Annotated in this window: 17 protein-coding genes; 15 read left to right on the top strand and 2 right to left on the bottom strand. The window is 71.4% G+C overall.

The annotated features are described in order from the left end of the window. Positions 1–24: 24 nt before the first annotated feature. The gene (locus QF032_RS14055; RefSeq protein ID WP_307056128.1) at positions 25–777 is read right to left on the bottom strand and encodes a collagen-like triple helix repeat-containing protein; all 753 of its coding nucleotides are present in this window, start codon (positions 775–777) and stop codon (positions 25–27) included. Between the two features lie 200 nt (positions 778–977). On the opposite strand from QF032_RS14055, the gene QF032_RS14050 reads away from it, so the two are divergent. The 11 genes from QF032_RS14050 to QF032_RS14000 all read left to right on the top strand — a co-directional run bounded on the left by QF032_RS14050 (position 978) and on the right by QF032_RS14000 (position 19915). Further along, the gene (locus tag QF032_RS14050) at positions 978–2129 is read left to right on the top strand and encodes a glycosyltransferase (RefSeq protein WP_307056127.1); all 1152 of its coding nucleotides are present in this window, start codon (positions 978–980) and stop codon (positions 2127–2129) included. Between the two features lie 129 nt (positions 2130–2258). Next, the gene (locus tag QF032_RS14045) at positions 2259–3407 is read left to right on the top strand and encodes a hypothetical protein (protein ID WP_307056126.1); all 1149 of its coding nucleotides are present in this window, start codon (positions 2259–2261) and stop codon (positions 3405–3407) included. Positions 3408–3455: 48 nt separating this feature from the next. Beyond that, a complete protein-coding gene (locus tag QF032_RS14040) occupies positions 3456–4220 on the top strand; it encodes a TIGR03936 family radical SAM-associated protein (protein WP_307042911.1) in 765 nt (254 codons plus the stop codon). 277 nt (positions 4221–4497) lie between these two features. Continuing rightward, on the top strand, positions 4498–8706 hold the full coding sequence (locus QF032_RS14035) for an Rne/Rng family ribonuclease (RefSeq protein WP_307056125.1): 4209 nt from the start codon (positions 4498–4500) through the stop codon (positions 8704–8706). Positions 8707–9140: 434 nt separating this feature from the next. Further along, entirely contained in the window at positions 9141–10256 is a 1116-nt protein-coding gene (locus tag QF032_RS14030; RefSeq protein ID WP_306956099.1) for a DegT/DnrJ/EryC1/StrS family aminotransferase, read from the top strand. Then, a complete protein-coding gene (locus QF032_RS14025; RefSeq protein ID WP_079040904.1) occupies positions 10253–11272 on the top strand; it encodes a Gfo/Idh/MocA family protein in 1020 nt (339 codons plus the stop codon). Before QF032_RS14030 ends, QF032_RS14025 begins: the two co-directional genes overlap by 4 nt. A 103-nt stretch (positions 11273–11375) precedes the next feature. Next, positions 11376–13964 (top strand): glycosyltransferase family 4 protein, encoded by a 2589-nt coding sequence (locus QF032_RS14020; protein ID WP_307042907.1) that lies wholly within the window; start codon positions 11376–11378, stop codon positions 13962–13964. Between the two features lie 20 nt (positions 13965–13984). Next, positions 13985–15568 carry a glycosyltransferase family 4 protein gene (locus tag QF032_RS14015; protein WP_307042905.1) on the top strand — a complete coding sequence of 528 codons (1584 nt, stop codon included), beginning with the start codon at positions 13985–13987 and terminating at the stop codon, positions 15566–15568. Continuing rightward, positions 15565–17217 (top strand): glycosyltransferase family 2 protein, encoded by a 1653-nt coding sequence (locus tag QF032_RS14010; protein ID WP_307042903.1) that lies wholly within the window; start codon positions 15565–15567, stop codon positions 17215–17217. Before QF032_RS14015 ends, QF032_RS14010 begins: the two co-directional genes overlap by 4 nt. A gap of 9 nt (positions 17218–17226) precedes the next feature. Continuing rightward, a complete protein-coding gene (locus QF032_RS14005) occupies positions 17227–18510 on the top strand; it encodes a nucleotide sugar dehydrogenase (protein WP_307042901.1) in 1284 nt (427 codons plus the stop codon). A 253-nt stretch (positions 18511–18763) separates the two neighbouring features. Continuing rightward, entirely contained in the window at positions 18764–19915 is a 1152-nt protein-coding gene (locus QF032_RS14000) for an acyltransferase family protein (protein ID WP_307042898.1), read from the top strand. A gap of 86 nt (positions 19916–20001) precedes the next feature. Here the strand turns inward: QF032_RS14000 and QF032_RS13995 are convergent, their stop codons facing one another. Then, complete coding sequence (locus QF032_RS13995) at positions 20002–20601, bottom strand: acyltransferase (protein ID WP_306952315.1); 600 nt, start codon at positions 20599–20601, stop codon at positions 20002–20004. Positions 20602–21042: 441 nt separating this feature from the next. Here QF032_RS13995 and rplU point away from each other — a divergent pair, with 441 nt between their 5' ends. The 4 genes from rplU to QF032_RS13975 all read left to right on the top strand — a co-directional run bounded on the left by rplU (position 21043) and on the right by QF032_RS13975 (position 25468). After that, a complete protein-coding gene (gene rplU / locus QF032_RS13990) occupies positions 21043–21363 on the top strand; it encodes a 50S ribosomal protein L21 (protein ID WP_007381993.1) in 321 nt (106 codons plus the stop codon). Between the two features lie 14 nt (positions 21364–21377). Next, positions 21378–21632 carry a 50S ribosomal protein L27 gene (rpmA, locus tag QF032_RS13985; RefSeq protein WP_003990207.1) on the top strand — a complete coding sequence of 85 codons (255 nt, stop codon included), beginning with the start codon at positions 21378–21380 and terminating at the stop codon, positions 21630–21632. Between the two features lie 120 nt (positions 21633–21752). After that, positions 21753–23189: a GTPase ObgE gene (gene obgE, locus QF032_RS13980; protein WP_307042894.1), complete on the top strand. Its 1437-nt coding sequence runs from the start codon at positions 21753–21755 to the stop codon at positions 23187–23189. A gap of 779 nt (positions 23190–23968) precedes the next feature. Continuing rightward, positions 23969–25468, top strand: coding sequence for a bifunctional cytidylyltransferase/SDR family oxidoreductase (locus QF032_RS13975; protein WP_307042892.1), 1500 nt, complete (start codon positions 23969–23971; stop codon positions 25466–25468). The last annotated feature ends 13 nt before the right edge of the window (positions 25469–25481 follow it).

The raw sequence follows: 25481 nt of genomic DNA, 5'->3' as shown, positions 1-25481 counted from the left end.
GCGGAAAAAGGGGGGCCGTCGTCGTCAGGTGGCGCGGCGGAGGCTGTCGTTGTTCCCCGGTTCCGGGGAGTTCAACGGCTGCCAGGCCAGGGTGGGGAATGCGGGGTCGGGACAGGTCAGGGTCGCCCGGCCGGCGACCTGGCTCGCCGTGCAGATGATCTCGAAGACCTGGCCGGTGGTGGTCAGGACGTCGATCTTGATTCCGGCCAGGTCCTGGTTGCCCTGACTGTGCTCGTTGATCGACACCCCGCAGGCGAATCCCGCCGCGCCCCCGTTCGGATACCCGGTCCTGGTGCTGAGGTCGGTCCACCGCAGGGTGTGGTCGGCGTTCGGGCGGACGTCGCGGATGCCCGCGTAGGTGAAACCGCCGGTCACCGCACCGCGGACCTCGTACACCTGCTGGTCCTGGTAGGCGTCGATGTCGACGCACGGTCCCGTCGGGCCGGTACTGCCCGGCTGACCAGGCTGGCCCGGCTCGCCCGGGGCACCGGTCGGGCCCGTCGGACCGGTGGCGCCCCGGGGGCCCCTCGGGCCGTGGCACCTGTCCATACCGCCGGCCTCACTCACCCGGTGCGGCTTCGGTTTCGGCTTGCACTTGTCGCCGCCGGCGACGGCCGCCGTCCGTGCTCTCTCGGCGGCGCCGCCCGCCGCCGCGGCCGCCGGGCTGATCATGCCGGCCGCCAGGATCACGGCGAGCGAGGCCAGCATGCCGGCCTGCTTGCACCTGTACCGGGCCACCGGCCCGAGGGGGGAGTCTGGTCCGAACTCATGCCGCATGCGCGTGCTCCTCGTGATCGACCGGTCCGGGCGCATCCCGGCCATGAGAGCGAGCTTGGACGAAGCGGAGCGGTTCGATCGGCATACGAGGCCCGCATCATCATTTTTATCGACGTATCGGACTAATCGATGCGCACTGATGGGGGCATCGCGCGCGTGGGACGGGCGGCCGGCGAGCGGGCCTGTGCCACGTTGACGCCGTGAAACACCAGACCCTCTGCCTGTGCATGATCGTCAAGAACGAATCGCAGGTGATCGCCCGCTGCCTGGAGTCCGTCCGCCCCCTCATCGACTACTGGGTGATCTCCGACACCGGGTCGACGGACGGAACGCGGGACGTGATCCGCGCGGTGCTCGACGGCATTCCGGGCGAGCTCCACGAGGAACCCTGGGTCGACTTCGGGCACAACCGGACACAGAACATCCGGCACGCGCTCGGCAAGGCCGACTACCTGCTCACGCTGGACGCCGATCACGTCGTACGGCAGGACGCCCCGCTGCCCCGGCTGACGGCGGACTCGTACATGCTGCGCTACGACACCCCAGGCTCCCAGCACCGCTTCAAGCACCTCATGCGGGGCGACCGCGCGTGGCGGTACGAGGGCGTCACCCACGAGTACCCCTGCACCGACGGCCCCGACCGGCAGGAGAACCTGAACGCCCTCGTCATCGAGGACCACGCGGACGGCGGCTGCCGCGGCGACAAGTTCGAGCGCGACGCGAGGCTGCTGCGCGCCGAGTTCGAGCGCGACCCCGCCAACCCGCGCACCGTCTTCTACCTCGCCAACACCGAACGCGACCTGGGGCACGCGCACGAGGCGATCGCGCTGTACGAACGGCGGGCCGAACTGGGCGGCTGGGGGGAGGAGGTGTACTGCTCGCTCCTCGAGGCAGGGATCCTCCGGGCGCAGGAGGCCGACGACTGGCCCGGGGCCATGGACGCGTTCTCCCGTGCCTGGGAGTCCCGGCCCACCCGGCTCGAGGCCGTCTACGAACTGGCCTCGCGACTGCGCCTGCGAAGCCGCTACCACACCGCGTACTCCCTGCTCGGCGGGGTCGTCGGCCGCAGCGAGCCGGACGATCTGCTCTTCACCAGGTCCTGGGTGTACCGGTGGGGACTCTTCTTCGAGTTCGCCATCTGCGCCTACTGGGTCGGCGACCACGCGACCGCCGTCCGGGCCTGCGACGTGCTGCTGGCCATGCCGGACCTGCCCGATGCCATCCGCCGCCAGACGGAGACCAACCGGGAGTTCTCCGTCCCCCACGTCAAGGCCGGGGCCTCCACGATCACCCCGGTACGCCGTCCGAAGGCGTCCCGGGCCGGGAAGGCGGCGCGGGTCCGCAAGCGGTAGCCGGCCCTGACGCTCCCTCACGACCCGCCCGCACGGCCGGCACCCGCCCGCGCCCGTCCGCGTAGGGCCGTTCGGGTCGGCGCACCCGCCTCGTGCATCCGGCGAGCCTGTTGTGGCGTCTACGTCCACATGGACCTGCAGAAACCGACCGCCGAACCGACCGCCGAACCGTCCGTGCAGCCGTCCGCGTCAGGCGGCCGGGCTCCCGAGGGGTGTCTGGTCGTCGCGATCCGGCTGCCCGTGCGGATCGTCGTGCTCGTGCTGGTCGTGCCCGTGCGGATGGCGTGGGACCTGCTCGTCGTCGCGGCGCGGTTCCTCCGGGACACCGTGCTGCGGCCGTTCGGGCGGGCCCTGCTCCGGCTGGGGAAGGTGCTGTTCGTCCTGCCGCTGATCGGGCTGTGGCGGTACGTCCTGACGCCCGCGGGCAAGGCGCTCGCCTGGCTCGGACACGTGCTGCTGGTCGTGCCGGCGCTCTGGCTGTACCGGTACGTCCTGACGCCGCTGGGGCAGGGCGTCGCCTGGTTGGCACGGACGGCCGGGGCCGGGCTCGGGTGGGTGTACGCGCGCGTGCTGACGCCCGTGGGGCACGCGCTCGCGTGGCTCGCGAGGGGGATCGGGGCCGTCCTCGCCGCCGTCGGGACCGGCTCGTACACGGCCGTCACCTGGCTGCTGCGGTACCTCGTCGTCGTCCCCGCCCGATGGCTCCAGACGTGGATCCTCGCGCCCGTCGGCCGGGCCGTCGCCTGGTGCGCGCTCGGGGTGGGTCGCTTCCTCGCGCTGCTGGTCAGCGGGGTCGGGGCCCTGTACTGGACCGCCAGGATCCTGGTCGTGCTGCCCGCGGTCGCCCTGTGGCGCTGGGTGCTCGCCCCCGTCGGCCGCGTCCTCGCGGTCGTCGCCCGGGAGGTGGGGGACGCGCTCGGGCATGCCTGGCGGATCGCCGGACGCCTCTCGCTGACGGTCGGACGGTTCCTCGGGACCCTCCTGCGGTGGATCTTCGTCGAGCCGGTGCGCTGGGTGTACCGGACCGTCCTCACCCCGGTCGGCCACGTCGTCCGCGACGTGGTGCTGCGGCCCGCCGCCCGCGCCGCGCGCAGCGTGGGCCGCACCACCCGGCAGGCGCTGGCCGCCGCCCGGGAGACGGCCCGGCAGGCTCGCGCCGACGTGCGGCAGCTGCTCTTCGGGAAGCCGCCGCAGCCGGCGGCGGTCGGCCGGCGGGAACCATCGACGGGCGAGGCACGTACTCTTGGTAGCAGTACGACCGCTCTCACGAAGGACTGAACGACACTGGGCAAGCGACAGCCCGAAGGCCCGCCGCCCGCACCCGCGGTGCAGCGCATCCGACTGCGCTACACCAAGCGCGGCCGCCTCCGGTTCACCAGCCACCGTGACTTCCAGCGCGCCTTCGAGCGTGCGTTGCGCCGTGCCGAGGTGCCGATGGCGTACTCGGCGGGGTTCACACCGCACCCGAAGGTGTCGTACGCCAATGCCGCACCCACCGGCACGGGCAGTGAGGCCGAGTACCTGGAGATCGCGCTCACCGCGGCGCGTGACCCGGAGAAACTGAGAGTCCTCCTCGACGAGTCGCTGCCCACCGGGCTCGACGTCGTCGACGCGGTCGAGGCCCGGACCTCGGGACTCGCCGACCGGCTGACGGCCTCCGTGTGGGAGCTGCGGCTGGACGGCGTGGACCCGGCTGACGCCGATCGCGCGGTGGACGCCTTCAACGAGGCCGACGCCGTCGAGGTCCAGCGCATGACCAAGAACGGCGTCCGGACCTTCGACGCCCGTGCCGCGGTCGCCCGGCTGGAGACGCACAGTGAACCCGCTGATAGGCCGACCGACCAGCCCTGTGCGATACTGCGGCTGGTTGTTCGGCACGTGACGCCTGCCGTACGACCCGACGACGTCCTGTCCGGTCTCCGCGCCGTGGCCGACCTGGCGCCGCCGGTCCCCGCTGCGGTGACCAGGCTGGCGCAGGGGCTGTTCGATGCAGAGACCGGCACGGTGACCGACCCGCTCGCGCCCGACCGCGAGGCAGTTCAGGCCCTGACAACGGCCGAACCCGCTGCCGCCGCGAAGGCGCCCGCGTAGGGAAGGTTCCGCGAAGGAACGTACGCCGTAGCGCCGCCCTCGTACTCGGGAGCCACCTGGGTCGGGCGGCGAACCGACCAGAAGACTTTCGCCAGGCCGTGCGCATTCGGCGTACGGAACCGGCGAGACAGGACACAGAGAGCTCCCGTGCGGCGCCCGCGCCCCGGACGGCGGCACCGCGCATCGCGCGAGCCGCGGACGTCAACGACGGTCGATCCTTCGTGATCGCCGCCGGACCAGGCGCGGCGCCCGGGAGCCTGACGGGAGAAACGCCCGCATGCTCGAGCCAACCGAATCCACAGAGTCCGTTCCGGACCCCGACGCGAACACCCCCAGCGACACCCTGCCGCCGCGTCGTCGGCGCCGTGCCGCTTCCCGGCCGGCGGGTCCGCCGGTCGCCGCCGCCGACGCCTCGGCCGAGATCACCACGCCGGCCATACCGGCGGTGGAGTCCGCCGAGCAGCTGGCGGAGGAGGACCTCCAGGACGTGACCGTCCCACAGGAGAAGGTCTCCGGGGACGCCGAGGCGCAGGAGCCCGAGGCCGCGCCCCGTACGCGCCGCCGGGCCACCCGCCGTGCCTCCGCGCCCGCCGGTGCGCCGGCCGCCGTTGAGGCCGCCGAGACCGTGGTGCCCGTGGCCGCGGCGGAGGAAGCCCCCGCCGAGCAGGCCGCGGCCGAGGCCGAAGAGACCCCTGCCGAGGACGCCGCTCCTCGCCGTGCCCGCCGCCGGGCCACGCGCCGTGTGTCCGCGCCGGCCGAGGAGGCCGCGGCCGAGGCCGTCGAGCCCGCCTCCGGGACGGCCCTCGCACAGCCCGAGCCCGAGCCGGAGCCCGAGGCGCCCGTCGAGGCCCCGCGTAGCCGCCGTCGGGCCACCCGCCGGGCGACCGCCCCCGCCGGAGCCCCGGAAGCCGAGACGCCCGCCGCCGTCGTCGCCGAGGCCGAGACGCCCGCCGTCGCCGACGAGGCGCCCGCCGAGCCCGCGCCCCGCACGCGCCGCCGTGCGACCCGCCGCGCCGCCACGCCCGCAGGCGCGGAGGCCCCCGAGGCGCCCGAGGACGTGAAGACCCCCGAGGCCGTGAAGGTCTCCGAGGCCGTGAAGGTCTCCGAACCGGTCTCCGAGCCCGCCCAGGCCCCCGCCGCCGAGAAGAAGGCGACGGCGCCCGAGGCCGCCGACGAGGCCGCCGCCGCCGACGAGGACGCCGGTTCCCGGCGTGGGCGCCGGCGTGTGGTCCGTCGCGCCGCAGGCGGCTTCACCGCGCCCGCCCAGGAGCGCGCCGAGTCCGACGCGCCGAGCCGTCCCGCGCGGCCCGCGGTCGCCGTGTTCCAGGCGCCCGTGTTCGCCGAGCCGCAGTTCCAGACCCCGCAGCGAGCCGCCGCCGAGGCTGCCGCCGCGGAGGCCGACGCCGGCGAGGCGGAGGCCGAGGAGCACGAAGAGGTCCAGGAGCCGGTGGAGGAGCCGACCGGTTCGCGCCGCCGCCGTCGTCGCCGGGCCGCAGGAGCAGGCGACGAGACCGAGACCGACCGCCCCGCCGCGCCCGCCGCCCGGGCCGCCGCCGCCCCCGTCGTCGAGGACGAGCCGGAGACCGAGCCGGAGGACGCCGACGAGGCCGCCGAGGACGTCGCCGACGGCGACGACGAGACCGAGGAGACCGGTTCGCGACGCCGTCGCCGCCGGGGCGGCCGTCGCCGTCGCCGTGGCGACGCCGCCGACGGCGAGGGAGACTCCGGGGACGCCGACGCAGACGAGTTCGCCGCCGAGCAGTCCGCGCAGGACGCCGAGGACACCGCCGAGCAGGAGGACGAGGACACGGAGGACGACGAGGCGGGCGGTTCCACCGCCGGAAGCCGCCGTCGCCGCCGCCGTCGTCGTCGCGCCGGCGACTCGTCCACCGAGGCCGAGCCCGGCGACGGGGACCCGGAGCGCACCGTCGTCAAGGTCCGCGAGCCGCGCAAGCCCTCCGAGCCGTCCGACGAGGTGCAGTCCATCAAGGGCTCGACCCGCCTGGAGGCCAAGAAGCAGCGCCGCCGGGAAGGCCGCGAGCAGGGCCGCCGCCGGGTGCCGATCATCACCGAGGCCGAGTTCCTGGCCCGCCGCGAGGCCGTCGAGCGGGTGATGGTCGTCCGCCAGAGCGGCGAGCGCACCCAGATCGGCGTCCTCGAGGACAACGTGCTCGTCGAGCACTACGTCAACAAGGAGCAGGCCACCTCGTACGTCGGCAACGTGTACCTGGGCAAGGTCCAGAACGTGCTCCCGTCGATGGAGGCCGCCTTCATCGACATCGGCAAGGGGCGCAACGCCGTCCTGTACGCCGGCGAGGTGAACTTCGAGGCGCTCGGCATGGCCAACGGGCCGCGCCGCATCGAGGCCGCCCTGAAGTCGGGCCAGTCGGTCCTCGTGCAGGTCACCAAGGACCCGATCGGCCACAAGGGCGCCCGTCTGACCAGCCAGGTCTCCCTGCCGGGCCGTTACCTCGTGTACGTGCCCGAGGGCTCGATGACCGGCATCAGCCGCAAGCTGCCCGACACCGAGCGGGCCCGGCTGAAGACGATCCTCAAGAAGATCGTCCCCGAGGACGCGGGCGTCATCGTGCGCACCGCCGCCGAGGGCGCGAGCGAGGACGAGCTGCGCCGTGACGTCGAGCGGCTGCAGGGCCAGTGGGAGGACATCCAGAAGAAGGCGAAGAACGGCGGCAACGCCCCGACGCTGCTGTACGGCGAGCCGGACATGACCGTCCGGGTCGTGCGCGACATCTTCAACGAGGACTTCACCAAGGTCATCGTCAGCGGTGACGAGGCCTGGTCGACGATCCACGGGTACGTCTCGCACGTCGCCCCCGACCTCGCCGAGCGGCTGTCGAAGTGGACCTCCGAGGTCGACGTCTTCGCCACCTACCGGATCGACGAGCAGCTCGCCAAGGCGCTGGACCGCAAGGTCTGGCTGCCCAGCGGCGGCTCGCTGGTGATCGACCGGACCGAGGCGATGGTCGTGGTCGACGTCAACACCGGCAAGTTCACCGGGCAGGGCGGCAACCTCGAGGAGACGGTTACCAGGAACAACCTGGAGGCGGCCGAGGAGATCGTGCGCCAGCTGCGGCTGCGCGACCTCGGCGGCATCATCGTCATCGACTTCATCGACATGGTGCTGGAGTCCAACCGGGACCTGGTGCTGCGCCGGCTGCTGGAGTGCCTGGGCCGCGACCGCACCAAGCACCAGGTGGCGGAGGTCACCTCGCTGGGTCTGGTCCAGATGACCCGCAAGCGGGTGGGCCAGGGTCTGCTGGAGTCCTTCTCCGAGACCTGTGTGCACTGCAACGGGCGCGGTGTCATCGTCCACATGGAGCAGCCGACCGCGGTCGGCGGCGGCGGGAAGCGCAAGAAGCGCGGCCGTGGCGGTGACGGACACGCCCACGAGCACGAGGCGGCGGTCGACGTCGTCGAGCCGCTGGGCGCCGAGCAGGAGGCGGAGAGCGAGGCCGAGGTCGCCGCGGAGGTGGCCGAGCCGGTCGCGCTCGCCGCTCCGGAGTTCGCGCCGGACGAGGAGCTGTACAGCAGCATCGCCGAGGCGGAGGCCTCCGCAACCCGGGGCCGTGGCCGACGCCGGGCGAGCCGCAGGGCGTCCGCCCCGGCGGGCACGCCGCGAGGCGGCGCGTCGCGCAGGACGGGCGGCTCCGAGGCGTTCGACGCGGCGGAGACCGTCGAGGCGGCTCCCGCGTCGCCCGCGGCCCCCGAGGCGCTCGTCGACGCGCCCACCGCACAGGAGGTCACCGCCGAGGCGGAGGCCGAGCGTCCGGTGCGGCCCGCCGAGGCGGCCGTGGCGCACGCCGAGCCGGTCGCCGTCGAGGACCCGGTGGTCGAGGCCGCGGAGACGCCGGCCGACACGCCGGCCGTCGACGAGGCCGCGCCCAAGGGCCGTACGCGTCGTCGCGCCACCCGCAAGGTGTCCGCGCCGGCCGGTTCGCCGGCGGGCGCCGAGGCCGCCGTGGTCACGGTCACCGAGCCGGCGGTCGCGCCGGCCCCGGTCGCCGAGACCGCCGCGACGCAGGCCGAGGCCGCGCAGCCGGAGGCCGCCCCGGGCGACGAGCCCGTCGTCGAGAGCGCGGCTCCGGCCCGCCCGCGCCGCCGCGCCGTGCGCAAGGCCACCGCGCCGACCGCGTCCGAGGAGACGGCCGTGGTGGTCGTCCCGTCGGCCGCGCCGGAGGCCGCTGTCGCGCAGGTCACCGCCGAGGAGCCGGCCGTCGCCGAGGCCGGGGCGCCCGCCGCCGAGGAGGCGGAGGCCGTTCCGGCGAAGAAGACGGCCGCCCGCAAGACGGCGAAGAAGGCCACGGCGAAGAAGGCCGCCACGAAGACGGCGGTGGCCAAGAAGACGGCCGCGAAGAAGACCGTCGCCAAGAAGACGACGGCCAAGAAGGCGGCGAAGACGGTGTCCAAGAAGACGGTGGCGGCGCAGCAGAGCGCGCCGTCGGTCACGGCCCCGACGGAGGACTGACGTCCCGTGAGGCAGTCTTCGTGAACGCGCGGCGACGCGGCCGCCCGGCACCCCGGGTGTCCGCGTCGCCGTCCGTTCACCCGCGGGTTACTCTGTGTTCTGCTTGTGACAGAGCGCACCCACGCACTGGGTTTCACTGCGATAACCCTGGAGAAAATCGCCGTCCGCGGGCTGGTAACGTGCACTGTGGTCCCGGTGGCCGATGACATGCACACCGTGACCACAGCCGATGGAGCACATCCGGTCTTCCAGCCGGACACGGCTGACTTCCCGCCAGGAACCCTATGAGGCGGGTCCTGTGTACAAGCCGTTCGCCCGCCCACAGGCATCGGCGGACAACCAGGGATGCGGCCGTGCTGAGCATCGACACGGCTCCTTCCCGACCAGGCAAGACGTGGTGCGCCTTCGAGGTCGCCGTAGAGGAGGGGATGTCGATGACCGACGCCCATGTGTTCATACCGGCCGCCAAGCCTGTGATCGGCGAGGAGGAGATCGACGCCGCGGTACGCGTACTGCGCAGCGGCATGGTCGTCCAAGGACCCGAGGTCGCCGCCTTCGAGGAGGAGTTCTCGGAGCTGGTCGACGGGCGCCACTGTGTCGCGGTCAACTCCGGCACCTCGGCGCTTCACCTGTCGCTCCTCGCCCTCGGCCTCGGCCCGGGCGACGAGGTCATCGTGCCGTCGTTCTCGTTCGCCGCCTCCGCCAACGCGGTCCGGCTGGTCGGCGCCGACGTGGTGTTCGCCGACATCGACCCGGAGACGTTCTGTCTGTCCCCGGCCGCGGTCGAGGCTGCCCTGTCGCCGCGTACCGCCGCGATCATGCCGGTGCACCTGTACGGCCACCCGGCCGCCATGGACCAGATCATGGCGATCGCGGAGCAGCACGGGCTCGCCGTGGTCGAGGACGCCTGCCAGGCGCACGCGGCCGCGCTGAACGGCACCCCGGTCGGCGCGTTCGGCGCCGCGGGCACGTTCAGCTTCTACCCGACGAAGAACATGCACAGCCTCGAGGGCGGCATGATCTCCACCGGGGACGCGGAGACCGCGCGGACCCTGCGCCTGCTGCGCAACCAGGGCATGGAGCAGCGCTACGCCAACGAGATCGTCGGTGCCAACGTGCGTATGACGGACGTGTCCGCGGCCATCGGCCGTGTCCAGCGGCGCAAGCTGGACGGCTGGACCGAGCAGCGCATCGCCAACGCCGCGTTCCTCACCGAGCACATCACCGCGCCCAACGTGCTCACGCCGAAGGTCGCCGAGGGCGCGCGGCACATCTACCACCAGTACACGGTGCGCATCCAGGGTGACCGCGACGCCGCCATGGCCAAGCTGACCGAGGCCGGCATCGGCAACGCCGTGTACTACCCGACGCCCATCCACCGGCTGAAGCCGTACTGGGAGCCGGACCAGAAGGCGGGTCGTGTCTGGGACCTGCCCGAGACGGACCGTGCGGCCGCCGAGGTCGTGTCGCTGCCCGTGCACCCGGCCCTGTCCACGCAGGACCTTGAGCGCATCGTCACCGCTGTCAATGCTCTGGGGGAGCAACTGTGAGTACCGGGAAGTCGCTGCGAGCAGGACTCGTCGGCCTCGGTTCCATGGGGCGTCACCACGCCCGCGTCCTGTCCGGTCTGGACGGCGTCGAACTCGTCGGCGTCGTCGACCCGATGGGTGACAAGTTCGGCGCCGCCCAGGGGGCGCCGATCCTGAACACCGTCGAGGAGCTCATCGCACTCGGTGTGGACTACGCCGTCGTGGCCTGCCCCACCGCCCTGCACGAGCCGGTCGGTCTGGCGCTCGCCGAGGCCGGGGTCTGCGCGCTGGTCGAGAAGCCGGTCGCCGACACCGTCGAGGGCGCCCGTCGTCTCGTCGACGCGTTCGAGTCGCGCGGTCTGGTGGCGGGCGTCGGTCACATCGAGCGGTGCAACCCGGCGCTGATGTCGCTGCGGACGCGGCTGGAGGCCGGCGAGCTGGGCGACGTCTACCAGGTCGTCACCCGCCGTCAGGGCCCCTTCCCGCACCGCATCGCGGACGTCGGCGTCGTCAAGGACCTCGCCACCCACGACATCGACCTCACCGGCTGGGTGACGGGGCGGCAGTACGTGTCCATCGCCGCGCACACCGTGTCCAAGAGCGGTCGTGAGCACGAGGACATGGTCTCCGCGGTCGGTCGTCTCGACGACGGCACCATGGTCAACCACCTGGTGAACTGGCTGAGCCCGCTCAAGGAGCGGTTCACCTCGGTCACCGGTGAGCGGGGCTGTTTCATAGCCGACACCCTCACCGCCGATCTGACGTTCCACTCCAACGCCGCGGTGACCACCGAGTGGGAGGCCCTGCGGGCCTTCCGCGGTGTCTCCGAGGGCGACATGATCCGGTACGCGATCGCGAAGCGTGAGCCGCTCCTGGTGGAGCACGAGCTCTTCCGGGACGCGGTGCTCGGCAAGCCCGCCGACATCTGCACCCTGCGTCAGGGCATGCGCACCGTCGAGGTGGCGGCCGCGGTGCTGGAATCGGCGGCCGAAGGCAAGACCCTGCGGTTCGACGACAGCCGCAGCGGAGCGGCCTGACTCACCCGCATGGCGGGTCGCCGACAACGCCCGTCCCCGGTTCCCACCAGATCGTGGAACCGGGGACGCCGAACTTCTGTCTTCCACTCGGAGGAACTCACACATGGAATCCCCTGCCCGCCGGCCGCGCCTTGCCGTGATTGTCGCCAACGGCATCACAGGCGACTCTCGCGTACAGAAGACCGCTGTCGCCGCGGCCCGGGACGGCTGGGACGTCACCCTCATCGGCCGGAGCGACAACAAGCGCGTCCAGCGGTCGAAGATGGGTCCGATCGAGGTGATCCGCGTCCCGGTGGGCGTGGACTACCTGCGTGAGGTGAACACCCGCAAGGCGCGCCCCCTGCGGGCGGCCGCCACCCAGTTCAACCTGCAGGACCAGGCGGCCCTGAACCGCTACACCGCGGCCTACAAGGCGTGGGTCCGGCAGAAGTCCGCCGAGACCGCGTACGCGGGCACCCCGCGCCGGGCGTCGATCAAGGCCGCGCTGCGGGCCCGCCGGTCGGTGCACCGGCTGCGGGTCAAGGCGTTCAAGTGGGAGCAGCGGCGCAAGTCCAAGGACCCGGCGCCGGTCGGCGACTGGCGCCGTGACTGGCCGCAGGTGGTCGACCTCGACCTCGCCTTCGGGCCGGTCATCGAAGAGGTCGAGCCGGACGTCATCCACGCCAACGACGTGACGATGATCGCCACGGCGGCGCTCAGCGCGGCCCGGCTGCGCGCCCGCGGCCGGACCTGCGTCTGGCTGTACGACGCGCACGAGTACATCAAGGGCGTGGAGTGGCCCAACGCCCGCCAGGCATCCGCGCTGCCCGCGGTGGAGGCCGAGTTCATCGGCCGCGCCGACGCGGTCGTCACCGTGTCCCCGCAGATGGCGGAACTGCTGAAGAACGACCACAAGCTGACGAAGTCGCCGCTGGTCGTGGGCAACTCGCCGGTCCGTGAGGTGATCGGCGGCGGCCGGTCCACCTCGTCGGTGCGCAAGGCCTGCGGTCTCGGCCCCGAGACGCCGTTGATGGTCTATGCCGGCTGGATCGGCCCGGAGCGCGGTGTGGACGCGGTCATCGACGGCATGCCGGACCTTCCGGGCTTCCATCTCGCCCTGGTCCACGGCCGGATGACGCCCCTGCTCGAGCAGCTGTTCGCCCGGGCCGAGGCCCTCGGCGTCCGCGACCGCGTGCACCTGGTGCCGTACGTGCCGCAGCACGAGGTCGCCGACTACCTCTCCTCCGCCGACCTCGGCCTCACCCCCTTCCGGCGGGTCCCCAACTGCGAGGTCTCGCTGCCGACGAAGGTCTCCGAGTACCTGCAGGCCGGACTGCCGCTGGTCACCAGCGACGTGAAGGTCATCAAGGCGTACGTCGAGGAGCGCGGCCTGGGCGAGGTGTGGACCTGGGACGACCCGAAGACGTTCGCCACGGCCGCCGCACGGGCCATGGAGCGCCGCGCCGAGCTCGCCGAGGCGATCACCGAGGAGGTCCGCTCGGACCTGTCCTGGGAGACGCAGAGCGCCAAGCTGCTGAAGCTGTACCGCGAGCTGTCGAAGAAGACCCCGCCCGGCCCGCGACCCGAGCTGTCCTGGACGGTGCAGGAGACCCCGGACGCCGTACGGACCGTGGAGATCACGGACGGCGACGGGCAGCCGACCTGGAAGAAGCTCGGCGAGACCCGCGTCCGGCTGGGCCTCGGCCCGGCCAACTACGCGGGCCAGGGCGCCGCGTACGCCCAGGCGATCACGCGCGTCAACCCGGACGTGTCGGTCGAGGTCGTCATGAACAAGCAGCCGGAGTCCTTCGACTACCCGGCCGACGTCTACGTCGACGCGACCGCGCTCGGTGAGCTGCCCGTCCAGTTCCAGCAGGTGGAACGGATCGTCGGACGTTATACGCATCTGCTGGTCGACGCGTTCATGCCGGTCTTCGGCAATCTCAACGGCTCCTCGATCGCCGGTGACCTCGACGCGCTGAAGCAGGCCCGTATCAAGGTGGCGCTCCTCGCCCACGGCAGCGAGATCCGGCACCCCGGCAACCACATGGCGCGCCACCCGTTCTCGCTCTTCCACGACGCCCCCAAGGGCATCGCGAAGAAGCTCCAGGCCAAGGCCGAGCGGAACAAGCGGATCGCCACCGAGGCCGGTCTGCCGCTGTACGTCACCACGCCTGACCTGCTGGAGGACCTGCCGACCGCGAAGTGGGCGCCGCTGGTCGTGGACGTCCTCGCCTGGGCCACGGACCGCCCGGTGATGGAGCGCGAGCGGCCGCTGGTGCTGCACGCCCCCTCGAAGCGGTGGACCAAGGGAACCGACCGGATCATCCCCGTGATGACCGAGCTCCACGACCAGGGACTCATCGAGTTCAGGCTCGCCGAGGGCATCCCGTGGGCCGAGATGCGCGAGCTGGTGCAGAGCTGCGACCTGGTGCTCGACCAGTTCACCACGGGCAGTTATGGCACGTTCGCCGTCGAGGCGATGGCTGCCGGTAAGCCTGTCGTCGCCTACATCAGCGATGGTGTGAAGGCCGCGACGGACGGCGCCCTGCCCATCGTCTCCGCCACCCCCGACACCCTCGGCGAGGTCGTGAAGGCCCTCGTCGACGACCGCGAGGGCACGGCCAGGATCGGCCGGGAGTCCGCCGCGTTCGCCCGTATGTACCACGACGGGACCTGGACCGTGCAGGTCCTCAGCGATTTTCTCAAGTGACCGGTTTAGAGAGGCTGTCAATGGAAGCGCAGAGTGCCGGCGCACCCCGCCCCGTCAAGGGGCGCGTCGTCATGCTGGTCGACAACAAGGTCGACGGCGACTCGCGGGTGCAGAAGGCAGCCGAGTCCGCCGCGGCCGCCGGCTGGGACGTGGTGCTGCTCGGTCTCGTCCGCTCCGGCAACGGCCGCAGCTGGAAGCTCGGCGACGCCGAGGTCCGGCTGCTGCCGCTGAAGACCCCGCTGGCCAAGCGGCACGCCGAACGTCACCGCTCGCCGCTGCGCCGTCCGCTCGCCTACCCGCCGGGTCCGATGGCCGCCTACCGCCGTCAGTGGATCAAGGCCTGGCGCGTGGACGTGGCCACCCGCCGCGCCGCGCTGAAGGTCGCGCCGAAGGCGGTCGGCTCCCCGTTGTTCCGCAAGGCCGAGAAGGCCCGCCTCACGGTGGCCGGACCGGTGTCGAAGTTCATGCAGAAGTGGGTCGGGTTCCGCGCCCGGCAGAGCAGCCAGGCCCAGAAGGCCGGCCGTGGCCTGCACGGCCCGGTCGACCGCGCCTTCACCGCGACCTGGAAGGCCGTCAAGGGCAAGCGCGCCTGGCGCCGCCTCGAACCGGTGCTGTGGGACTACGAGTTGACGTACGGCGCGGAGATCGACGCCCTCAAGCCCGATCTCATCCACGCCAACGACTTCCGCATGCTGGGCGTCGGCGCCCGCGCCGCCGTCCGCGCCCGCGCCAAGGGCCGCACGGTCAAGCTGGTGTGGGACGCCCACGAGTTCCTGCCGGGCGTGCGCCCGTGGGAGGACAACGCCCACTGGATCCCCGGCAACACCGCGCACGAGAGCGAGTACGCCCCGTTCGCCGACGCCGTGGTCACGGTCTCCGAGGGCCTGGCCGACCTGCTGCGCGAGCGCCACGGCCTCGACGAGCAGCCGACCGTCGTCCTCAACGCCCCCGACCGCCCCGTCGAGCGTGACCCGGCGATCGAGGACACCGAGCCGGAGCCGGACCTGCGCGAGCTGTGCGGGATCGGACCGGACGTCCCGCTGGTCGTCTACAGCGGCTCGCCCGGCGCGCAGCGCGGCCTCGGCGACATGGTCGAGGCCCTGCCGAAGCTGGACGGCGTGCACATGGCGTTCGTCGTGCCCGCGCCGGCGGCCGGCTACATCCAGGGCCTGCTCGCCCGCGCCCGGGAGCTCGGCGTCGGCGACCGGCTGCACGCGGTGCCGTACGTCAAGCACTGGCAGGTGGTCCGCTTCCTGTCCGCGGCGAACGTCGGCTGCATCCCGATCCACCACTGGCCGAACCACGAGATCGCCCTGATCACGAAGTTCTTCGAGTACTCGCACGCCCGGCTGCCGCTGGTGGTGAGCGACGTGAAGACCATGTCCGAGGTCACCCGTGCCACGGGCCAGGGCGAGGTCTGCCGGGCCGAGGACATCGACGACCTGGCGCGCGCGATCAAGGCCGTGCTGGCCGACCCCGAGAAGTACCGGGCGGCCTACGACAAGCCCGGTCTGCTGGACACCTGGACCTGGGAGGCGCAGGCCGAGGTCCTCGACGGGCTGTACACCCGTCTCGTCCCCGGAAACCCGAAGGCGGGATCATGAGGGCGGCTCCGGCTCCCGACGTCACCGTCGTCATCGCCGTGTACAACACCATGCCCTACCTGACGGAGTGCCTGAACTCGCTCCTCGGGCAGAGCATAGGCCGCGAACGGCTCGAGATCGTCGCGGTCGACGACGGCTCCACCGACGACAGCGGCCCCGAACTGGACCGGTTCGCGGCGCTGTACCCGGACACCGTGAAGGTGCTCCACCAGCCCAACTCCGGCGGCCCGGCCGCGCCCAGCAACCGCGCGCTCGAGGTGGCCACCGGCCGCTACGTGTACTTCATCGGCTCCGACGACTACCTGGGCGAGGAAGCCCTGGAGCGCATGGTGAAGTACGGCGACAAGCACGGCTCCGACGTCGTCGTCGGCAAGATGGTCGGCACCAACGGCCGCTACGTGCACCAGGCGCTGTACAAGAAGAACGACGCGGACGTCAGCCTGTACGACTCGGCGCTGCCGTTCACCCTCGCCAACACCAAGCTGTTCCGGCGGGAGCTGGTCGAGAAGTACAAGCTGCGCTTCCCCGAGCACCTGCCGGTGGGCAGCGACCAGCCGTTCACCATCGAGGCGTGCGTGCGCGCGGCGAAGATCTCGGTGGTGGCCGACTACGTCTGCTACTACGCGGTCAAGCGGGGCGACGCCAGCAACATCACCTACCGTGCCGACCATCTGGCCCGGCTGCGTGCCACCGCGGAGATCATGGACTTCACGGCCGGCCTCATCGAGGCGGGCCCGCAGCGTGACGCGGTCCTGCGGCGGCACTTCACCTGGGAGCTGGCCAAGCTCGTCCAGGACGACTTCCCGGCCCTCGACCGCGAGCTGCGGCGGCAGATCTGCGCGGGCATAGCGCGACTGGCCGACACGTACTTCACCGACGGCATCCGCGACGCGATGGACGTCAAGCGCCGGGTGCGGATCGCCCTCGCGCAGGCCGGCGCGATCGACGAGCTGGCCGAGGCGATCTCGTCGGAGAAGAAGCGCGGAGCGACCCCGTTCGTCCTCGAGGGCGGCCGCGCCTTCGCCCGCTACCCCGGCTTCCGCGACCCGCGTATCGGCCTGGCCGACCGGGTGTACGAGCTGCTCGGGGAGTCCGTGCCGGCCCCGCTCGCCGAGGGCACCGAGCTGCTGGCCTCCGCCTGGGAGCAGCAGGGCGAGGCGCTCACCTACACGGCGTCCGTGCGGGTGCCGGTGGTCGGCGACGTCGACACCGACGGCGTCGCGCTGCGGCTCGTCAAGGGGGCCATGCCGAAGTCCGCGGACAAGGCGGGTGCCCGGCGGCTGAAGCCCGACCACGCCCTGCCCGCGCCGACGGGCGAGATCACGGTGGAGCCCACCGAGGACGGCGCGGCCACGGCGCTGCACGTCCGGGTCCCGCTGGACCTCGTCACCGCCGGGCGGGGTGTGCGGGTATACCTGGACGTGGCAGGGTTCACCTACGAGATACCCGTGCGCGGCGAGGGGCTGCCCATGCCGCTGGCCCGGTTGTGGGGTCCGGAGAAGGACCCGTACCGGGCGTCGGCGCTCGTCAACCCGAAGGGACGCGTCGTCGTCGACACGGCCCAGCTCCACCCCCCGAAGAGGACGGTCATCCGGCGGGCGCTGGGGGGCGCTGCCAGGAAACTGAAGTCCCGTTTGAGAAGGAAGTAGCGACCCTCCATGAACATCTGTGTAGTAGCGCTCGGCAAGATCGGGCTCCCGCTGGCGGTTCAGTTCGCCGCCAAGGGCCACCGGGTCATCGGCGCGGACGTCAACGAGAAGGTCGTCGAGCTGGTCAACGCCGGCGTCGAGCCGTTCCCCGGTGAGCACGACCTGGACGTCAAGCTGAAGCAGGCGGTCGACGCCGGTCTGCTGAGCGCGACCACGGACACCGCCTCCGCGGTGGCCGAGTCCGAGGCCGTCGTCGTGGTCGTGCCGCTGTTCGTCGACGCCGAGGGCGTCCCGGACTTCGGCTGGATGGACGCGGCGACCAAGGCGATAGCCCAAGGCCTCAAGCCCGGCACGCTCGTCTCCTACGAGACGACCCTCCCGGTCGGCACCACCCGTACCCGCTGGGCGCCCATGCTGGCGGAGGGCTCGGGCCTCACCGCGGGCGAGGACTTCCACCTGGTGTTCTCCCCGGAGCGCGTCCTGACCGGCCGGGTCTTCGCCGACCTGCGCCGCTACCCCAAGCTGGTCGGCGGCATCGACGAGGCGTCCGGCGCCCGCGGCGTGGAGTTCTACGAGCAGGTCCTCGACTTCGACGAGCGCACCGACCTGCCGCAGCCCAACGGCGTGTGGGACCTGGGCACCGCCGAGGCCTCCGAGCTGGCCAAGCTCGCCGAGACGACCTACCGGGACGTCAACATCGGCCTCGCGAACCAGTTCGCGCGCTTCGCCGACAGCAACGGCATCGACGTCAAGAAGGTCATCGAGGCCTGCAACTCGCAGCCCTACAGCCACATCCACCAGCCGGGCATCGCGGTCGGCGGCCACTGCATCCCGATCTACCCGCGGATGTACCTGTGGAACGACCCGGCCGCCACCGTCGTGCGCTCCGCCCGTGAGGCGAACGCCGCGATGCCGGACTACGCGGTGGACCTGCTGGCGGCCGCCTACGGTGACCTGAACGGCGTGAACGTGCTGGTGCTGGGCGCCGCCTACCGCGGCGGCGTGAAGGAGACGGCCTTCTCGGGCGTCTTCCCGACCGTCGCGGCCCTCAAGGCGCGCGGCGCGGTCCCGTTCGTCTCGGACCCGATGTACACGAGCGAGGAGCTCACCGCGCACGGCCTCACCCCGCACGCGGGCGAGAAGGTCACCGCGGCGATCCTGCAGGCCGACCACGCCGAGTACCGCAGCCTGACCCCGGCCGACCTGCCGGACGTCACGGTCCTCGTCGACGGCCGCCGCACCACCGACCCGGAGGCCTGGAAGGGCGTCCGCAGGGTCGTCATCGGAGGCTGACACAGCCCGCCGTCGTGCCACGGCCCCGGTCCCTGCGGCCGGGGCCGTACGCGTGCGTGGGGCCGTCCGGACCGCCGGCTCCGGGCGGCCGTCTGCGCGGGGTTGCCCCTGTGCGGTCACGGTGTCTCCCGTATGCTCGCCGGGCGGGAGCCGGGCGCGCCGAAGGCGAGGCAGCGGGGCTCCGCAAGGGGGCAGACGCGGAATTCCGAGCGGTCGGTCCCCCCTCCGTACGGACACACAGCGAGGACGACGAATGTCCCAGACCGACGTCAAGGTCTCGGCCCTGCCGGACGCGCCCGACGCACCCGGAACCGTGCCGCCACGGCAATCCCGGGGCAATCGGCTCTACGCACTGGACGCGCTGCGCGTCATAGCCGCGCTCTCGGTGCTGATATTCCACTTCACCGGCGTGGACGCGGCGACCAAGGCGAACTGGGGCGTCAACCCCAAGGCGCTGTTCCCGTCGATCTTCCCGTACACCTCGTACGGCTCCTACGGTGTGCAGCTTTTCTTCATCATCAGCGGATTCGTCATCTGCCTGTCCGCCTGGAACCGCACTCCCGGCCAGTTCGTGCAGGCCCGGTTCCTGCGGCTCTTCCCCGCGTACTGGTTCTCGGTCGTCGTCGCCGTCGTCGTCTGGCGGGCGCTGCCCGACGGCGCCCGCAAGGCCCCGAGCGTCAGCGACTCCCTCACCAACCTCACGATGTTCCAGGTGCCGCTCTCGGCCCGGCACCTCGTCGGTGCCTACTGGACGCTGTGGGTGGAGCTGACCTTCTACCTGATCTTCCTCGTCGTGCTCTGGAAGGGGCTCGACTACGTCCGCGTCTCGGTCTTCTGCTGGCTGTGGCTGCTCGCGAGCGTCCTGGTACAGGAGGAGAAGTTCCCGCTGCTCGGGATCTTCGCGCAGCCGCTCAACACCGCGCTGTTCGTGTCCGGCATCGCGATGTACCTGATGTACCGGTTCGGTCCGGACCTCAAGCTGTGGGGGCTGCTGGGCGCGAGCTGGCTGGTGATGCAGAGCGACCTCGTGCAGCACGCGGACCATCTGCGCCACGACAAGGGCATGGACCGCTCCCCGTACGTCGCCCTCGCCCTGGTCACCGTCTTCTACCTGCTGGTTCTCGCGGTCGCCCTGCACAAGCTCGACCGGATCGGCTGGAAGTGGCTGTCCACGGCGGGCGCCCTGGTCTACCCGCTGTACCTGCTCCACGAGGAGCTGGGCTGGGCGATGATCCGCACGCTGTACGGGCACGTCGGGGCGTGGGCCACGCTGGCCATCACCACGGTGTCGCTGATCGTGCTGGCGTGGCTGGTCCACCGGTTCGTCGAGAAGCCGTCCCAGCGCTGGCTGCGCGCCCGCCTGGACAAGGAGTCCCGGGGGCGCGCCGCGGCGGCGGAGGCCTGACCCGAGGTCCGAAAGGCCCCGTGGGGAGCAGGAGGGGGCGGCCGGTCGCACACCGGCCGCCCCTCGGGCTCTGGACGTGTGGAGCCTCAGACGCGCTCGGTGAGGACGCCGTCCTTCTCGTCGTACAGTTCGCCGGTCCGCGGGCACTCCCAGACGTCCGCCTCGCCCGCGCGCTCGACCAGCTTGACGCCGGCCCGGCCGACCCAGCCGATCCGCCGTGCGGGAACGCCGACGACCAGGCCGAAGTCCGGGACGTCCTTGGTGACGACCGCGCCGGCGGCGATCATGGCCCAGCGGCCGATGGTGATCGGCGCGACGCACACGGCGCGGGCCCCGATCGACGCGCCGTCGGCGATCTTCACACCGACGGCCTCCCAGTCGCCGCCGCGCTTCTGCTTGCCGTCGGGGTCCACGGAACGGGGGTTGTGGTCGTTGGTGAGGACCACGGCCGGGCCGATGAAGACACCGTCGCCGAGCTCCGCGGGCTCGTAGACGAGCGCGTAGTTCTGCAGCTTGCAGTTGTCGCCCATCCGCACACCCGAGCCGACGTACGCGCCACGGCCGACCACGCAACCCTCACCGAGGCGCGCGCCCTCACGGATCTGCGCGAGGTCCCAGACACTGCTGCCGGCGCCGATCTCGGCACGCTCGTCGACCTGCGCGCTCGGCTGGACCCTGTAGTTCACTTCTGCTGCCTTCCGGTGTGCGGCTTGATCCGGCGAGCATACGGGGCCTGCGACAGCCCGGCGGGGCGGGGTTCGAGCCGTGGTGACCGACTGCACTCTCCGGCGCGATCACCTACCTGGACGCCCCCGTTCCCTTCGGGCGGCCCGTGCGGATTCCCGCCCCGTTCGACTTCGAGCTCGACCCGTCCGGGTTCGGTGTCCCGGCGGAGCAGAGCGCCGAGGACGAACAGAGGTGACGTTCAGGGGCGACCGGCCCGGTTTGACCCCTGAACGGCCGCCCCGTAGCCTTGACCCTCGGCGTGTCGGTTGACGTGCCACATCTCCGTAAACCTCTTCCTCCCGGGTACCGGTTGCCTAGGTGGCCGGGAGAGGCCGTCCGTGTTCGTTCCCGGACGGCTGGACTGCGGGGATGCCGTCCCAGAGCGAGAGAGTGAGATCCGCGTGTACGCCATCGTGCGCAGCGGTGGTCGCCAGCACAAGGTTGCTGTCGGCGACATCGTTGAGGTTGACAAGATTTCCACTGCCAAGGTTGGCGACACGGTCGAGCTCTCGACCCTGCTCGTTGTCGACGGCGACGCTGTGACCAGCGACCCGTGGGTGCTGGCCGGCATCAAGGTCCAGGCCGAGGTCGTGGACCACCACAAGGGTGTGAAGATCGACATCCTTCGCTACAAGAACAAGACCGGCTACCGCCGTCGTCAGGGCCACCGCCAGCAGTACACGGCGATCAAGGTCACTGAGATCCCCGCGGCTGCGAAGTAAGGGACTGAGGAGACATGGCACACAAGAAGGGCGCATCGTCCACCCGGAACGGTCGCGACTCCAATGCCCAGCGGCTCGGCGTGAAGCGCTTCGGCGGTCAGGTCGTCAACGCGGGTGAGATCCTGGTCCGCCAGCGCGGCACGCACTTCCACCCCGGCGCGGGCGTCGGCCGTGGCGGCGACGACACGCTGTTCGCCCTGGAGGCCGGTTCGGTGCAGTTCGGCACCCACCGTGGCCGCAAGGTCGTGAACATCGTTCCGGTCGCCTGACCGGAAGCTTTCGCGAGGCGGACCTCACTTCCCGTGCGGGAAGGCGGGTCCGCCTTTCGCGTGTTACGCAGTAGACAGATACGTACATTCGTTTTGTAGCCAGTGCTGGAGGCACCCACCATGACCACCTTCGTGGACCGCGTCGAACTGCATGTCGCCGCGGGTAACGGAGGCCACGGCTGTGCCTCCGTCCACCGTGAGAAGTTCAAGCCGCTCGGCGGCCCCGACGGGGGCAACGGCGGCCGGGGCGGCGATGTGATCCTGGTCGTCGACCAGTCGGTCACCACGCTCCTCGACTACCACCACAAGCCCCACCGCAGCGCCACCAACGGCAAGCCCGGCGAGGGCGGCAACCGCTCCGGCAAGGACGGTCAGGACCTGATCCTGCCGGTCCCGGACGGCACGGTGATCCAGGACAAGGCCGGCAACGTGCTGGCCGACCTGGTCGGCCACGGCACCTCGTACATCGCCGCCCAGGGCGGTCGCGGCGGCCTCGGCAACGCGGCACTGGCCTCGGCGCGCCGCAAGGCGCCCGGCTTCGCGCTGCTCGGCGAGCCCGGCGACCTCCAGGACATCGTCCTGGAGCTGAAGACGGTCGCGGACGTGGCCCTCGTCGGCTACCCGAGCGCCGGCAAGTCGTCGCTGATCTCCGTGCTGTCCGCCGCGAAGCCGAAGATCGCCGACTACCCGTTCACCACGCTCGTCCCGAACCTCGGCGTGGTCACCGCCGGATCCACCGTCTACACCATCGCCGACGTGCCGGGACTCATCCCGGGCGCCAGCCAGGGCAAGGGGCTCGGCCTCGAGTTCCTGCGCCACGTCGAGCGCTGCAGCGTCCTCGTGCACGTGCTGGACACGGCGACCCTGGAGTCCGAGCGCGACCCGGTCTCCGACCTCGACATCATCGAGGAGGAGCTCAAGCAGTACGGCGGGCTCGGCAACCGGCCGCGGCTGGTGGTGCTGAACAAGATCGACGTACCGGACGGCAAGGACCTCGCCGAGATGGTCCGCCCGGATCTCGAAGCGCGCGGCTACCGCGTCTTCGAGGTGTCCGCGGTCGCCCACATGGGACTGAAGGAACTGTCGTTCGCCCTCGCCGAGATGGTGGGCGCGGCGCGCGCCGCCAAGCCCAAGGAGGAGGCCACGCGCATCGTCATCCGGCCCAAGGCCGTGGACGACGCCGGCTTCACCGTCTCGCTGGAGGAGGACGGCCTGTTCCGCGTCCGGGGCGAGAAGCCCGAACGCTGGGTGCGGCAGACCGACTTCAACAACGACGAGGCCGTCGGCTACCTCGCCGACCGGCTCAACCGCCTCGGTGTGGAGGCCGCGTTGATGAAGGCGGGCGCCCGCGGCGGCGACGGCGTCGCCATCGGCCCCGAGGACAACGCGGTCGTCTTCGACTGGGAGCCGTCCGTGACGGCCGGCGCCGAGATGCTCGGCCGCCGGGGTGAGGACCACCGCTTCGAGGAGCCGCGTCCCGCGACCCAGCGCCGCCGCGACAAGCAGGCCGAACGCGACGAGGCGGCCCAGGAGTTCGAGGGTTTCGAGCCTTTCTAGGACCTCGAGCCCGACCCACGAAGGCCCCGGTGGCTGTTTCCCGCCTCCGGGGCCTTCGTGTGCCGTCACCGCGGCGCCCGGTCCGGCCTCATCCGTGGCCCAGGCTTCTCTCGGCGTCCCCTGGGCGGACTCTCTTACCGTTCCCGACACGGCGAATGGTTCTCCCGCGCACGCCTTCGCCCCCGCGCTCGCTCTTGCTTGCGCTCTCGCTCTCGCGGGACGAAATCGCGCGGTCGCGGAGGTGAATTCAGAGAAATGTTCTCCCGGCGATCTCTATTTCCGGTGTTTGCGCAACGGCACGGTCGGCATATGAAGAACCCGTGCGGTCCCGCCTCACGGAACGTGAAGATCCCGGCGTTCCGGCAGGGCGGTGGAGACGCCTGCCGGGAGGGCGCGGACCCGCCCGGTGGATCACGGGCACGGGTGTGCGGATGATCGGGTGATCGGGCCGCCGTGCTGTCCCTCGGTCCGAGCCCGCGCCGGTAGGGCGCGCCGGCGCCCGCGATCACGGCGGCGCGGACACCCGCCGGGAACCGTTAGAGTCACACTGCCGTCCGCGCCGCTCTCGTCACTCAGGGCAATGCCCGCTCGTTGTGGAGTTACTCACAGGATTTCCTGGGAGCATCCCGGGAAGGAGCGCCGCCGTATCGCCATTCGTCAGTGACGGAAGGTGAATGCCAGGTTGCGTGCACATTTGCAGCGAACGGCGCTCACCTTGCATCGAGGTAACCGCAAGTGGGACCATTTTCCCGTCCCTGTCGCCCCAAGGTAGGTCCTCTGTGTCTCAGCACATAGCCAAGCCCCGTACCACCGCAGTGATCCTGGCCGGTGGCACCGGCCAGCGCGTGGGTCTGTCGATTCCCAAGCAGCTGCTGAAGATCGCCGGCAAGGCAGTCATCGAGCACACGCTGGCCACCTTCGAGAAGGCGGACTCGATCGACGAGATCATCGTGCTGATGGCGCCGGGCTACGTGCCCGACGTCGAGAAGATCGTCGCCAAGGCCGGGTTCAAGAAGGTCCGGGCGATCCTCGAGGGCGGTTCCACGCGCAACGAGACCACCGAGCGCGCCATCGCCGCCCTGGGCGAGGGCCTGGCCGACGGCGAGGACGTCAACGTCCTCTTCCACGACGCCGTCCGCCCACTGCTCTCGCAGCGCGTCATCGACGACTGCGTCACCGCGCTGGAGCGCTACCAGGCCGTCGACGTCGCCATCCCGTCCGCGGACACCATCATCGTCACGCGCACGCACGGCGAGGACGGCGAGTTCATCACCGAGATCCCGGACCGCTCCCGGCTGCGTCGCGGACAGACCCCGCAGGCGTTCAAGCTGTCCACCATCCGCCGGGCCTACGAGGTGGCGGCGGGCGACCCCAACTTCCAGGCCACGGACGACTGCACCGTCGTGCTGCGCTACCTGCCGGACGTGCCGATCCACGTCGTCGCGGGCGACGAGTACAACATGAAAGTGACGCAGCCCGTCGACGTCTTCATCGCCGACAAGCTCTTCCAGCTGGCCTCCTCGGCCACGCCGGAGCAGAACGGCGAGGAGGTCTACCGAGAACTGCTCACCGGCAAGACCCTGGTCGTCTTCGGCGGTTCGTACGGCATCGGCAAGGACATCGCCGAACTCGCCGAGTCGTACGGCGCCAAGGTCTACGCCCTCGGCCGCTCCACCACCGGCACCCACGTGGAGAACCCGGAGGAGGTCGACGACGCCCTGTCCAAGGCCTACAGCGAGACCGGGCGCATCGACTACGTCGTCAACACGGCCGGCGTGCTGCGCATCGGAAAGCTCGCCGAGACCGACAACGCGACCATCGAGGAAGCGCTGAAGGTCAACTATCTGGCACCCGTGCAGATCGCCCGTTCGGCTTACAAGTACCTCGCCGAGACGAAGGGGCAGTTGCTGCTCTACACCTCCAGCAGCTACACCCGCGGGCGGGCCGAGTACAGCCTCTACTCCTCGACCAAGGCCGCCATGGTGAACCTCACCCAGGCGCTGTCCGACGAGTGGGCCGGTGACGGCATTCGGGTGAACTGCGTGAACCCGGAGCGTACCGCCACGCCCATGCGCACCAAGGCCTTCGGACAGGAGCCGACGGGTTCCCTGCTCTCCTCCGAAGCGGTCGCCCGCACCTCCCTCGACGTGCTCCTGTCCGAGCTCACCGGACATGTCGTGGACGTCCGTCAGCAGGACCCGACGGCGGCCGCGGGCAAGGCTTCCGACTTCGAGCAGGCGCTGGCCGAGGTGCTCGACCGACAGAACGGCGTGGCATAATCGAGCACTATTA

Source organism: Streptomyces achromogenes (genome assembly GCF_030816715.1).
GTDB classification, from domain to species: domain Bacteria; phylum Actinomycetota; class Actinomycetes; order Streptomycetales; family Streptomycetaceae; genus Streptomyces; species Streptomyces achromogenes_A.
The sequence above is the reverse complement of the archived record's forward strand: the minus strand, read 5'-3'. Positions and strand labels throughout refer to the sequence as shown.